At 68.2% G+C, this 13,976-nt stretch carries 9 protein-coding genes; all 9 read left to right on the forward strand.

Features of this window, described 5'->3' with window-relative positions:
• The first annotated feature begins 511 nt into the window (after positions 1–511).
• The 9 genes from acnA to dxs all read left to right on the forward strand — a co-directional run bounded on the left by acnA (position 512) and on the right by dxs (position 13,914).
• The gene (gene acnA, locus ACIP98_RS11115; protein ID WP_319659034.1) at positions 512–3,226 is read left to right on the forward strand and encodes an aconitate hydratase AcnA; all 2,715 of its coding nucleotides are present in this window, start codon (positions 512–514) and stop codon (positions 3,224–3,226) included.
• A gap of 265 nt (positions 3,227–3,491) precedes the next feature.
• Complete coding sequence (gene ngcE / locus ACIP98_RS11120) at positions 3,492–4,880, forward strand: N-acetylglucosamine/diacetylchitobiose ABC transporter substrate-binding protein (protein WP_319659247.1); 1,389 nt, start codon at positions 3,492–3,494, stop codon at positions 4,878–4,880.
• 103 nt (positions 4,881–4,983) lie between these two features.
• Positions 4,984–5,916, forward strand: coding sequence for a sugar ABC transporter permease (locus ACIP98_RS11125; RefSeq protein WP_319659033.1), 933 nt, complete (start codon positions 4,984–4,986; stop codon positions 5,914–5,916).
• A 14-nt stretch (positions 5,917–5,930) separates the two neighbouring features.
• A complete protein-coding gene (locus ACIP98_RS11130; RefSeq protein WP_319659032.1) occupies positions 5,931–6,863 on the forward strand; it encodes a carbohydrate ABC transporter permease in 933 nt (310 codons plus the stop codon).
• Between the two features lie 243 nt (positions 6,864–7,106).
• Positions 7,107–8,303, forward strand: coding sequence for an ROK family transcriptional regulator (locus ACIP98_RS11135; protein ID WP_319659031.1), 1,197 nt, complete (start codon positions 7,107–7,109; stop codon positions 8,301–8,303).
• A gap of 144 nt (positions 8,304–8,447) precedes the next feature.
• On the forward strand, positions 8,448–9,554 hold the full coding sequence (locus ACIP98_RS11140) for a substrate-binding domain-containing protein (protein WP_319659030.1): 1,107 nt from the start codon (positions 8,448–8,450) through the stop codon (positions 9,552–9,554).
• Positions 9,555–9,738: 184 nt separating this feature from the next.
• Complete coding sequence (locus tag ACIP98_RS11145; protein ID WP_319659029.1) at positions 9,739–10,527, forward strand: ATP-binding cassette domain-containing protein; 789 nt, start codon at positions 9,739–9,741, stop codon at positions 10,525–10,527.
• A complete protein-coding gene (locus tag ACIP98_RS11150; protein WP_319659028.1) occupies positions 10,524–11,828 on the forward strand; it encodes an ABC transporter permease subunit in 1,305 nt (434 codons plus the stop codon). Before ACIP98_RS11145 ends, ACIP98_RS11150 begins: the two co-directional genes overlap by 4 nt.
• Before the next feature lie 136 nt (positions 11,829–11,964).
• Entirely contained in the window at positions 11,965–13,914 is a 1,950-nt protein-coding gene (gene dxs, locus ACIP98_RS11155) for a 1-deoxy-D-xylulose-5-phosphate synthase (RefSeq protein ID WP_319659027.1), read from the forward strand.
• The last annotated feature ends 62 nt before the right edge of the window (positions 13,915–13,976 follow it).

Raw genomic sequence — 13,976 nt, forward strand, 5'->3', positions numbered from 1 at the left:
TTGGCGGCGCCCCTTGCCGGGCTCCAGTCGGTGGACCCCCACAAAACCGCCCCCCACCCGGGGGGCCCCGCCCGGGCGGGGGCTCACCCTGCCTCCGCCGCGGGGGGGGGGGGCGGTTACCCCGCCCCCCCCCACCGGCGCTTTTCCGTGCCGCCCCGCGGGCGCGTGCGCGGCACAGGGGCGTCGCGGGCACGGCCGGCGGCCCGGGCGCCCTCCCGGGGCCGCAAGGGGCCCAGAGCCCCGTTCCGGGCCCTGTCCGGGCAAGTCCCGCGCACGGCGCAGGGCAGGCCGCCCGGCGGGGCGGCCACGGCCGTGAACGGCTCCGGGCGGCCCAGCGCATGACCCGGCAGCGGTGATGTATTAGAGTTATCTCGACATCGAGATATCTGCCGAGGCGCACCGCTGCCGCCACAGGTAAGGCTCACCTTACTTAGTCCTACCTTAGCGGATCGGCCTGAGGCCGTAGCGGCAGCATTGCGGTGGTACGCGCAAAGTTACGAAGGAGACTGTCGTGTCGGCGAACAGCTTCGACGCCCGCAGCACCCTGCAGGTGGGCGACGAGTCGTACGAAATCTTCCGGCTGGACAAGGTCGAGGGCTCCGCGCGCCTCCCTTACAGCCTGAAGGTGCTGCTGGAGAACCTGCTCCGCACCGAGGACGGCGCGAACATCACGGCCGACCACATCCGCGCGCTCGGCGGCTGGGACTCCCAGGCGCAGCCGAGCCAGGAGATCCAGTTCACGCCGGCCCGTGTGATCATGCAGGACTTCACGGGTGTGCCGTGCGTGGTCGACCTCGCCACCATGCGCGAGGCCGTGAAGGAACTGGGCGGCGACCCGTCCCGCATCAACCCGCTGGCGCCCGCCGAGCTGGTCATCGACCACTCCGTGATCGCCGACAAGTTCGGTACTCCGGAGTCCTTCTCGCAGAACGTGGAGCTGGAGTACGGCCGCAACAAGGAGCGCTACCAGTTCCTGCGCTGGGGCCAGACCGCGTTCGACGAGTTCAAGGTCGTCCCGCCGGGCACCGGCATCGTCCACCAGGTCAACATCGAGCACCTGGCCCGCACGATCATGGTCCGGGGCGGCCAGGCCTACCCCGACACGCTGGTCGGCACCGACTCGCACACCACCATGGTCAACGGCCTCGGCGTCCTCGGCTGGGGCGTCGGCGGCATCGAGGCCGAGGCCGCGATGCTCGGCCAGCCGGTCTCCATGCTGATCCCGCGCGTCGTCGGCTTCAAGCTGACCGGCGAGCTGCCCACCGGCACCACCGCGACCGACCTGGTGCTGACCATCACCGAGATGCTGCGCAAGCACGGGGTCGTCGGCAAGTTCGTCGAGTTCTACGGCGAGGGCGTCTCCGCCACCTCGCTGGCCAACCGCGCCACGATCGGCAACATGTCGCCGGAGTTCGGCTCCACCGCGGCGATCTTCCCGATCGATGCAGAAACCATTAACTACCTGAAGCTGACGGGCCGTTCGGAGCAGCAGCTCGCCCTTGTCGAGGCGTACGCCAAGGAGCAGGGTCTGTGGCTGGACCCGGCCGCCGAGCCGGACTTCTCCGAGAAGCTGGAGCTCGACCTCTCCACGGTCGTCCCCTCCATCGCCGGCCCGAAGCGCCCGCAGGACCGCATCGTCCTGGCGAGCGCCGCCGAGCAGTTCAAGAGCGACGTCCGCAACTACGTGGACACCGCGGACGAGTCGGGCAAGGAGTCCTTCCCGGCCTCGGACTCCCCGGCCGCCGCCAACGGCGTGCCGTCCCGCCCGACCCTGGTCACGGCGCCCGACGGGTCCACGTACGAGATCGACCACGGCGCCGTCACCGTCGCCGCGATCACCTCCTGCACCAACACCTCGAACCCGTACGTCATGGTCGCCGCCGCACTGGTGGCCAAGAAGGCGGTCGAGAAGGGCCTCAGCCGCAAGCCGTGGGTCAAGACCACGCTGGCCCCGGGCTCCAAGGTCGTCATGGACTACTACGACCGTGCCGGCCTCACCCCGTACCTCGACAAGATGGGCTTCAACCTCGTCGGGTACGGCTGCACCACCTGCATCGGCAACTCCGGCCCGCTGCCGGACGAGGTCTCCAAGGCCGTCAACGAGCACGACCTGGCGGTCACTTCGGTGCTCTCCGGCAACCGCAACTTCGAGGGCCGGATCAACCCGGACGTCAAGATGAACTACCTGGCGTCCCCGCCGCTGGTCGTCGCGTACGCCATCGCCGGCTCGATGAAGGTGGACATCACCAAGGACGCCATCGGCACGGACACCGAGGGCAAGCCGGTGTACCTGCAGGACATCTGGCCGTCCGAGCAGGAGGTCAACGAGGTCGTCGCCTCCGCGATCGGCCAGGACATGTTCAGCACGTCCTACCAGGACGTCTTCGCCGGTGACGCCCAGTGGCAGTCGCTGCCGATCCCGACCGGCAACACCTTCGAGTGGGACCCGCAGTCGACCTACGTCCGCAAGCCCCCGTACTTCGAGGGCATGAAGCACGAGCCGGACCCGGTCACCGACATCACCGGCGCCCGTGTGCTGGCCAAGCTGGGCGACTCGGTCACCACCGACCACATCTCCCCGGCCGGCGCCATCAAGGCCGACACCCCGGCCGGCAAGTACCTCACCGAGCACGGTGTGGAGCGCCGCGACTTCAACTCCTACGGCTCCCGCCGCGGCAACCACGAAGTCATGATCCGCGGCACCTTCGCCAACATCCGCCTGCGCAACCAGATCGCGCCGGGCACCGAGGGCGGCTACACCCGCGACTTCACGCAGGAGGGCGCCCCGGTCGCCTTCATCTACGACGCGTCGCAGAACTACCAGGCGGCCGGCACCCCGCTGGTCGTCCTGGCGGGCAAGGAGTACGGCTCCGGCTCCTCCCGCGACTGGGCCGCCAAGGGCACCGCGCTGCTCGGCGTCAAGGCCGTCATCGCCGAGTCCTACGAGCGCATCCACCGCTCGAACCTGATCGGCATGGGGGTCCTGCCGCTGCAGTTCCCCGAGGGCGCCACGGCGGCCTCGCTGGGCCTGACCGGTGAGGAGACCTTCTCCTTCACCGGTGTCACCGAGCTCAACGAGGGCACCACGCCGCGCACTGTCAAGGTCAGCACCGACACCGGCGTCGAGTTCGACGCCGTGGTCCGGATCGACACCCCCGGCGAGGCGGACTACTACCGCAACGGCGGCATCATGCAGTACGTCCTGCGTTCGCTCATCCGCAAGTAAGGATCAAGGCGCTCGCAAGGCCGCAGCGGGCCCGCACCCCGGCAGGGGGTGCGGGCCCGCTCGCGTTACCGCGAGGTCTCAACTAGGGAAAGCTGTCTGCCAAAAGCGCGTATGACCTTGCCCACTTCGCGGGAAGTGGACTATACCTGTGCGCGTCCAGGGGGCCCGCCAACACGGGCTCGCGCGGGGGGAACGGCGGGTGTGTGGCCCGTGCACGGAAACAACTCCGCACTGCCTGGGTCCTGGAGAAGGTGAGGACTTGAGCATGGGATCCGACGTCAACCGGCGCGATCTGATCAAGCGGGCAGCGGCCGTGAGCCTGCTGGCCGCCCCGTCCGCGGGACTGCTGAGCGCGTGCGCGTCCAGCGGTGGCGGCAGCAACGCCCCCGAGAAGGGGGAGAAGTCCAAGGACAATCCGTTCGGCGTGGCCAACGACGCCGCACTCGATGTCGTGATCTTCAAGGGCGGCTACGGCGACGACTACGCCAAGCAGTTCGAGAAGCTCTACCAGAAGAAGTTCTCCGGGGCGAAGATCAGCCACCTGGGCACCCAGGAGATCACCGGCAAGCTCCAGCCCCGCTTCAACGCCGGCAACCCGCCTGACGTCGTGGACGACTCCGGCGCCGCGCAGATCAAGCTGGACGTCCTCTACAAGAGCGGCCAGCTCACCGACCTCACCCCCCTCCTCGACGCCGCTTACATCGACGACCCGACCAAGAAGATCCGCGACGTCCTGCAGCCGGGCACCATCGAGACCGGCACCTTTGACGACGGCAAGATGTACCAGCTCTCCTACATCTACACGGTGTGGGGCCTGTGGTACTCCGGCAAGCTCTTCAAGGAGAAGGGCTGGACCGCGCCGAAGACCTGGGCCGACTTCATGTCGCTGTCCGCGGAGATCAAGAAGGCCGGGATCGCCCCCTTCTGCCACCAGGGCAAGTACCCGTACTACATCAACATCGTGGTCATGGACCTGATCGCCAAGCAGGGCGGTCCCGACCTGGTGAAGCGGATCGACAGCCTCGACCCGACCGTCTGGGACGAGCCGGCCGCGAAGGCGGCCGTCGAGGCCGTCTACGAGATCCCGGACAAGGGCTTCCTGCTGCCGGGCACCAACGGCATGACCCACATCGAGTCGCAGACCGCCTGGAACGAGGGCAAGGCCGCCTTCATCCCCTGCGGTTCGTGGCTGGAGAACGAGCAGCTGAAGGCCACCCCCTCGGACTTCGAGATGACCTTCATGCCGATCCCCTCGCTCGACGGCGACAAGCTGCCCTTCGAGGCGATCCGCGCCGGCGCCGGTGAGCCCTTCATCGTCCCGAAGAAGGCCAAGAACCAGGCCGGCGGGCTGGAGTTCCTGCGCCTGATGCTCACCAAGGAGGGCTCCAGCAAGTTCGCCCAGACCGCGAACTCGCTGACCGTCCTCAAGGACGGCGTCGGCTCCGACGTCGAGCTCCGCCCGGGCACCAAGTCCACCGTGACGGCGCTCAGCGCGGCCGGCAGCAACGTCTTCAACTACAACTACCCCAACACGCAGAGCGCCTTCGACACGGACGTGCAGAACGCCAGCGCCGAGCTGATGGCCAAGCGCATCAAGCCCGCCGACTGGCTCAAGCGGGTCAAGGCGGCGGCCGAGAAGGCCAAGAAGGGCTAACCGTCCACCGGCCCTTGCGCACCGGGGGCCCGATCCCCCCTCATGGACGAGGGGGCGGTCGGGGCCCCGGTGCGATGGTCTATCCGATGGCAGGAGCAGTGCCATGCGATACCGCAAGTACCCCTTCATCGTGGGGTTTCTCTTCTTTCCGCTCGTCCTGTACATCGTCTTCGTGATCTGGCCGTACCTGCAGACCTTCGGCTATTCGCTGACGGACTGGTCGGGTCAGTCCCAGACGATGAACTTCGTCGGTCTGAAGAACTACACGACGCTCTTCAGTGACCACGTCTTCCTGCAGGCACTGCAGCACAATGTGCTGCTCCTGGTGTTCCTGCCGGTGATCACGATCCTGCTGGCGCTGTTCTTCGCCTTCATGCTCAATGTCGGCGGCCGCGGCGGCACGACCGGCGTCCAGGGAGTACGCGGCTCCGCCTTCTACAAGGTGGTGTTCTTCTTTCCCCAGGTGCTCTCGGTCGCCATTCTCGTCGTGCTCTTCCAGGCGATCTACCGCAGTGACGGATCGGGCCTGCTCAACGGCGTGCTGCTCAAGCTGCACCTGGAGGACGCCCAGAATCCGATCGAGTGGCTGAACAGCCCGAACCTGGTGATGTGGTGCCTGCTGGGCGTCCAGATCTGGGCCGGTGTGGGTTTCTACCTGGTGCTCTTCTCAGCGGCGATGCAGTCCATTCCGAAGGACATCTACGAGGCGGCCCTGCTGGACGGCGCGGGCCGTGTGCAGACGTTCTTCAAGGTGACGCTCCCGCTGCTGTGGGACAGCGTGCAGACCGCGTGGGTCTATCTCGCGATCGCCGCGATGGACTTCTTCGCCCTGGCCTCCAACCTCACTCCGGGATCGAATTACGGCGGCGGCCCGGACTACCACGGTGAGGTCATGTCGACCTATCTGATGCGTAACTTCCTCACCTTCGGAAAGAGCGGCTACGCCTGCGCCATGGGCGTCGTCATCCTCTTCCTCACCTTGATCCTTTCCGCTATCACGCTGCGGGCCACCCGCCGCGAGCGCATCGAATTCTGAGCGGGAGGCATCCCATGGCCACTCCCATCAAGCAGCCCACGCCCGTCCCCCTCACCAGCCCCTTGCCGGTGATCGACGGCAGGAAGCCGGACCGCCCGCACTCCGCCGAGGGCGGTACGACGCTCAACGTCTTCTCGCACGGCTTCCTCGTGCTGTGGGGCGTGATGATCCTGCTGCCGCTGGGCTGGATCGTCCTCGGTTCGTTCAAGAACAACAAGGAGATCGGTGCGAGCGCCTGGTCCTGGCCCTCGCACTGGTCCTTCGACGCCTTCTCCCGGGCCTGGGAGAAGGGCATCGGCGAGTTCTTCGTCAACACCGTGATCGTGCTGGTCTTCTCCGTGCCGCTGACGATGCTCCTCGGCGCGATGACGGCGTACGTGCTGGCGCGCTACGAGTTCCCGGGCAACCGGGCCATTTACTACCTGTTCGTCGGGGGCGCGATGTTCCCGGTGTACCTCGCCCTGGTGCCGCTGTTCTTCATGGTCAGCAACCTGGGCATGCTCAACACCTACCAGGGCCTGATCCTGGTCTACATCGCGTACTCGCTGCCGTTCACGGTCTTCTTCATGCACTCGTTCTTCCGGACGCTGCCGACGGCGGTGCACGAGGCGGCGATGATCGACGGCTGCTCGCACTCCCGGGCGTTCTTCCAGGTCATGCTGCCGATGGCCAAGCCGGGCCTGATCAGCGTCGGGATCTTCAACGTCCTCGGCCAGTGGAACCAGTACATCCTGCCGATGACCCTCATGCAGCAGCAGAGCAGCAGCGACCCGGACCGCTCGATGCTCGCCCAGGGCCTGGTGAACCTGGCGCAGCAGCAGGGCTACTCCGGCGACTACCCGGCGCTCTTCGCCGGCATGACGGTCGCCATGCTGCCCGTGCTGGTGGTCTACCTCAGCTTCCAGCGCCAGGTCCAGGCCGGTCTGACCGCCGGCACCCTGAAGTGACCCGGGGCACACCGAAGTGACCTGAAGTAATCGGGCAGGCGCGCTGCGCAGCCGATCCGCCCGAAACGGAGGCGGCCTCGTCACATGACGGGGCCGCTTCCGCAGTTTTCGGGCATTCCGGCAGCTCTGTTGTTCTCCCCCTTGACGGGAAGTAGGCCCAAAGGCTCAAGTTAGAGTTCACATGTTGTAGACGACGGGGTCTCATCGGTGCGGTCCCGTCCGGTCGTCGGGAGTGGGATGGTCGTGGAGACTCCGGGATCGCAGTCGTCGCTGCACCGGGCCAACCTGGAGCGAGTGGTCCGGGCCGTGCGCCTGGCGGGCTCGCTGACGCAGGCGGAGATCGCCCGGTCGACGGGGCTGTCCGCGGCAACGGTCTCCAACATCGTTCGTGAACTGAGGGACAGCGGGACGGTTCAGGTCACGCCCACCTCCTCGGGCGGCAGGCGGGCGCGCGCGGTCACCCTGTCCGGGGACGCGGGCATCGTCGTCGGCGTCGACTTCGGGCACTCGCACCTGCGCGTGGCCGTCGGCAACCTCGCCCACCAGGTGCTGGCCGAGCAGTCCGAGCCGTTCGACGTGGACACCTCGGCCTCCGAGGGTTTCGACCGGGCGGAACAGCTGGTGACCCGGCTGATCGAGTCGACCGACGTGGGGACGGACAAGGTGATCGGGGTCGGCCTCGGCGTGCCGGGCCCGATCGACGTGGAGACCGGGACGCTGGGCTCCACCGCGATCCTGCCGGGCTGGGGCGGTCTCAACCCCCGCCAGGAGCTCGCCGAGCGGCTGGGCATGCCGGTCCAGGTGGACAACGACGCCAACCTCGGCGCGCTGGGCGAACTGGTCTGGGGCAGCGGGCGGGGGGTCAAGGACCTCGCCTACATCAAGGTGGCCAGTGGTGTCGGCGCCGGACTGGTGATGGACGGCCGGATCTACCGGGGTCCGGGGGGCACCGCGGGCGAGATAGGTCACATCACGCTGGACGAGTCGGGCCCGGTCTGCCGCTGCGGCAACCGCGGTTGCCTGGAGACCTTCACCGCCGCCCGGTACGTCCTGGAACTGCTGCGCGGCAGTCACGGACCGGACCTCACCCTGGCGCGGATGGTGCAACTGGCCCGTGAGGGCGACCCGGGCTGCCGCCGCGTCATCGGTGACGTGGGCCGGCACGTGGGCATGGGGGTGGCCAGTCTGGCCAACCTCCTGAACCCCAGCCGCGTCGTGTTGGGCGGCGACCTGGCCGAGGCCGGTGAGCTGGTCCTGGGGCCCATAAGGGAGTCTGTGGCCAGGTACGCGATCCCCAGTGCCGCCCGCCGTCTGTCCGTCGTCTCGGGGGCACTTGGGGGCCGCGCGGAGGTGCTCGGGGCGCTGGCCCTGGCGCTCAGCGAGGTCGGAGATTCGTCCCTTTTGGATGCTTCTGCACCCCTCGTAGCGGGCGTGTCCTAGGGATCACGCTGCGTTCATCTACATAACGAAACGCACCGTTGCCATCTCGTTAAGTATTAACTTCTTGACGTCAAGTCTGTTGCCGAGTTGACTCACGACCACCTCGGCCGCAGTGTTGCGGCCCAGTCAGGGAGGCAACCCCACATGAACGCAATGATGCGGCGCGTCGTGATCGGCACCGCGGCTGTTTCCATGGCCCTTTCCGTGGCCGCCTGCGGCAAGGCCGGCGACGACAAGAAGGACGACGCGAGCGGCAGCAGCAGCTCCGGTGGCTCCAAGACCATTGGTCTGCTGCTCCCCGACAGCGTCACCGCGCGGTACGACAAGTTCGACCACCCGCTCTTCGAGGCGAAGGTCAAGGAGCTGTGCGCGGACTGTGACGTGCAGTACGCCAACGCCGCGGGCGACGCTGCCAAGCAGGCGCAGCAGGTGAGCACCATGATCACCAAGGGCGTCAAGGTCATCGTGATCAGCTCGCAGGACGCTGCGGCCATCAAGTCCTCCGTGCAGGCGGCCGTGGACAAGGGCATCAAGGTCGTGGCCTACGACCGTCTCGCCCAGGGTCCGGTCTCCGCCTACGTCTCGTTCGACAACGAGAAGGTCGGCGAGCAGCAGGGCCAGGCGCTGCTCGACGCGCTGGGCTCCAAGGCCACGCCGTCGGCCAACGTTGTCATGATCAACGGTGACGACGCCGACCCGAACGCCGCGCTGTTCAAGCAGGGCGCCCACAAGATCCTCAACGGCAAGGTCAAGATTGCCTACGAGCAGAGCGGTCTGTGGAAGGACACCGTCGCCAACCAGAAGATGACGGCGGCCATCACGCAGCTCGGTGCCAAGAAGATCGTCGGCGTCTACGCCGCGAACGACGGCATGGCCGGCGGTATCGCCACCGCCCTCAAGGGCGCCGGCATCAGCGGCATCCCGCTGACCGGTCAGGACGCCGAACTCGCGGGCATCCAGCGCATCATCGCGGGCACGCAGTCCAGCACGGTCTACAAGCCGTTCAAGCCGGAGGCCGACGCGGCTGCCCAGCTCGCGGTCAACCTGCTCGAGGGCAAGGCCATCGACTCGCTCGCCACGACCACGCTGACCAGCGGCTCCGGCGACAAGGTCCCGTCGCAGCTGGTGCCTTCGATCTCCGTGACCAAGGCGAACGTGAAGGACACGGTCATCAAGGACGGCCTCTACAGCGCCTCCGAGATCTGCACCGCCGAGTTCGCCAAGGCCTGCAAGGCCGCCGGCATCCAGTAACACGGCAAGGTCCTCCCACCGGAGGCCGCCGCACAGACCTGTCCGGTGCCCGCCCGTCCACAGACCCCGCTGACGGGCGGGCGCCGGACAGACACTCTGTTGTCATCATGTAAGGCAGTGCAACTCGCACAAAACTCCGCGCCAGTCCAAGCGCGGCATCCCCGCCGGTCAGGCGGCGAAGGAGATGGTTCACGTGTCCGCTACGCCCGTGCTGGCGTTGCGCGGAGCCTCCAAGCGATTCGGTGCGGTCCAGGCACTCACCGATGTCGACCTGGAGGTTCACGCCGGAGAGGTCGTCGCGCTCGTCGGCGACAACGGCGCAGGTAAGTCAACCCTGGTGAAGACGATCGCCGGTGTGCACCCCATCGATGAGGGCGTCATCGAGTGGGAAGGCAAGCCGGTCAGCATCAACCGGCCGCACGACGCCCAGGGTCTGGGCATCGCGACGGTCTACCAGGACCTCGCGCTCTGCGACAACCTGGACGTCGTCGCCAACCTGTACCTCGGCCGGGAGCTGCGGCGCGCCGGTGTGATCGACGAGGTCACGATGGAGAAGCGTTCGCGGGAGCTGCTCAGCACCCTGTCGATCCGCATCCCCAGCGTCCGCATCCCGATCGCGGCCCTGTCGGGTGGTCAGCGGCAGGTCGTCGCCATCGCCCGCGCGCTGATCGGTGACCCCAAGCTGGTGATCCTCGACGAGCCCACCGCCGCCCTCGGTGTGGAGCAGACCGCCCAGGTCCTCGACCTGGTCGAGCGGCTGCGCCAGCGCGGCCTCGCCGTCATCCTCATCAGCCACAACATGGTCGACGTCAAGGCTGTCGCCGACCGCGTCGCCGTGCTGCGTCTCGGCCGCAACAACGGCGTCTTCGACGTCAAGAGCACGTCCCAGGAAGAAATCATCTCCGCCATCACGGGTGCCACGGACAACGCCGTGACCCGCCGTCAGGCGCGGCGCACGGAGGTTGCGAAGTGAGCGACACGTCGAAGACCGTCAAGCCGGAGAACGAGACGGTGGCGTCGGTCGAGGACCCGTCCTCGGCGGCCGTGCCCGTCGTCGACCCGCGACTGCTGGTCCGCGAGGAAGGCTTCAAGGGCTACCTCACGGAGTTCAAGCGCAAGGTGCGCGGCGGTGAACTGGGCTCGCTCCCGGTCATCATCGGCCTGATCATCATCTGGACCATCTTCCAGACCCAGTCCAGCCAGTTCCTCACCGCGGGCAACCTGGCCAACATCGGCTTCTTCCTGGCCGCCACGGGCATGCTCGCCATCGGCCTGGTCTTCGTGCTGCTGCTCGGCGAGATCGACCTTTCGGTGGGCTCGGTCAGCGGTCTGGCCTCGGCGCTCTTCGCCATCTTCGTGACCAAGCACGGGATGAACCCCTGGCTCGCCCTGCTGCTCACCATCGTGACCGGCGTCCTCATCGGTTCGCTGCACGGCTGGTTCTTCGCGAAGATCGGCGTCCCCGCCTTCGTCGTCACCCTCGCCGGTTTCCTCGGCTGGAACGGCCTGATGCTGCAGCTGCTCGGCGACAGCGGAAGCCTCTCCATCCCGGACGACGGCCCGCTGCACATCCTGGGCCAGCGCTCCTTCTTCCTGGACCAGGACGTCGCCGGTGCCTACCTGCTGGCCGGCCTCGGCACCGTGGCCATGCTCGCGGGTTCGCTGATCGACCAGCGCCGCCGTCGCTCGGCCGAGGTCCCGTACCGGCCCACCAGTGAGATCGCGCTGCGCGTCGGTGCCCTCGCGGTGGTGGCCTTCGTCGCCGCGTACGTGCTGAACCAGGCGAGCGGTGTGCCCAACGCCCTGGTGGTCTTCCTGGCGGCCCTGGTCATCACCGACTTCGTGCTGCGCCGCACCTCCTACGGCCGCAAGGTCTTCGCGGTCGGCGGCGGCATCGAGGCGGCCCGCCGTGCGGGTATCAACGTCGCCCTGGTCCGCATCTCGGTGTTCGCCATCGCCGGCGGTTTCGCGGCGCTCGGCGGTATGTTCTTCGCCGCCCAGACCTACACCGCGACGCTGGGCGCCGGTGGCGGCAACGTGCTGATGCTGGCCATCGCGGCCGCGGTCATCGGCGGTACCAGCCTCTTCGGCGGTCGCGGCAACGTGTGGTCCGCGCTGCTCGGCATGCTGGTCATCCAGTCCATCCAGACCGGCCTGGACCTGCTCAACATGAACACCGCACTGCAGTACATGATCACCGCGGCGGTTCTGCTCGCGGCCGTGGTCATCGACTCGGTGTCCCGCCGGAGCCAGAAGGCGGCCGGCCGCGGCTAGTCCGCACCGCACACCAGTGGCGTGACGTGCCCGGCGCAGGGAAGATCATCCCAGCGCCGGGCACAGGTGTGTGCGGGGCCCGGAACACGACCACATACACTCGGGAAACCCGGCAAGCGACAGCAAGGAGGCACGGGTGGCGCTGCTGACTCGTATCAAGGGACCGCGCGACCTCGACCGGCTCGCGCCAGAACAGCTGGTGGAGCTGGCCGGCGAGATCCGTACCTTCCTGGTCGACGAGGTCTCCAAGACCGGCGGGCACCTGGGCCCGAACCTGGGTGTGGTCGAGCTGACCCTGGCCCTGCACCGGGTCTTCGACTCGCCCAAGGACAAGGTGCTGTGGGACACCGGGCACCAGAGCTACGTCCACAAGCTGCTCACGGGGCGTCAGGACTTCACGAAGCTCAAGGGCAAGGGCGGTCTGTCCGGCTACCCGTCGCGCGCCGAGTCCGAGCACGACGTCATCGAGAACAGCCACGCCTCCACGGTGCTCGGCTGGGCCGACGGCCTCGCCAAGGCGAACGAGCTCCTCGGCAAGCGCGACCACACCGTCGCCGTGATCGGTGACGGCGCGCTGACCGGCGGCATGGCCTGGGAGGCGCTGAACAACATCGCCGCCGCGAAGGACCGCCCGCTGGTCATCGTCGTCAACGACAACGAGCGCTCCTACGCGCCGACCATCGGCGGCCTGGCCAACCACCTGGCCACGCTGCGCACCACCGACGGCTACGAGCGCTTCCTGAGCCGTACCAAGGAACTGCTCGAGCGCACGCCGGTCATCGGCCAGCCCCTCTACGAGACGCTGCACGGCGCCAAGAAGGGCTTCAAGGACTTCATCGCGCCCCAGGGCATGTTCGAGGACCTGGGCCTGAAGTACGTCGGCCCCATCGACGGCCACGACATCGCCGCCCTGGAGTCCGCCCTCCAGCGGGCCAAGCGCTTCGGCGGACCGGTCATCGTGCACTGCCTCACCGAGAAGGGCCGCGGTTACACTCCGGCGCTGGAGGACGAGGCCGACCGTTTCCACGCCGTCGGCAAGATCCACCCCGACACCGGTCTCCCGATCGCCGCCTCGGGCGCCGACTGGACCTCCGTGTTCGGTGAGGAGATGGTCAAGCTCGGCAAGGAGCGCAAGGACATCGTCGCCATCACGGCCGCGATGCTGCAGCCGGTGGGCCTGGACAAGTTCGCCAAGGCCTTCCCCGAGCGCGTGTACGACGTGGGCATCGCCGAGCAGCACGCCGCGGTGTCGGCCGCGGGTCTGGCCACCGGTGGCCTGCACCCGGTCGTCGCGGTCTACGCGACGTTCCTCAACCGGGCCTTCGACCAGGTGCTGATGGACGTGGCGCTGCACAAGTGCGGGGTCACCTTCGTCCTGGACCGCGCGGGCATCACCGGCACCGACGGCGCCTCGCACAACGGCATGTGGGACATGTCGATCCTCCAGGTCGTGCCCGGCCTGCGGATCGCTGCCCCGCGCGACGCGGACCAGGTCCGCGCCCAGCTGCGCGAGGCCGTCGAGATCGACGACGCTCCGACCGTGGTGCGCTACTCCAAGGGCGCGGTCGGCCCGGCGGTCAAGGCCGTGGGGCGCGTCGGCGGCATGGACGTGCTGCGCGAGGCCACGCCCAGGACCGACGAAGCGGCGGGGGAGGCGGAGGCGCCGGCGCACGACGTCCTGCTGGTCTCGGTGGGCGCGCTCGCCCCGATGTGCCTGGAGATCGCCGACCTGCTCGACGCCCAGGGCATCACCACCACTGTCGTCGACCCCCGTTGGGTCAAGCCGGTCGACGAGGCGCTGCCGGGCCTGGCCGCCCGCCACCGCGTCGTCGTCACCGTGGAGGACAACGGCCGCGCCGGCGGCGTCGGCTCCGCGGTCTCCCAGGCGCTGCGCGACGCCAACGTGGACGTCCCGCTGCGGGACTTCGGCATCCCGCAGCAGTTCCTGGACCACGCAAGCCGCAAGGAGGTCATGGCCGAGATCGGCCTGACCGCCCCGGACATCGCCCGCCAGGTGACCGGCCTGGTCTCGCGCCTCCAGGGCCGTTACGCCGACGAGCCCACCCCGCAGGTGGCCGGCGACTGACGCAGTACGGGCCGATGGGCCGGGCGGCCACCCTTACGGGTGATCGCCCGGCCCATCTGCGC

It is taken from the genome of Streptomyces sp. NPDC088354, assembly GCF_044753585.1.
In the GTDB taxonomy this organism is placed as follows: Bacteria; Actinomycetota; Actinomycetes; order Streptomycetales; family Streptomycetaceae; genus Actinacidiphila.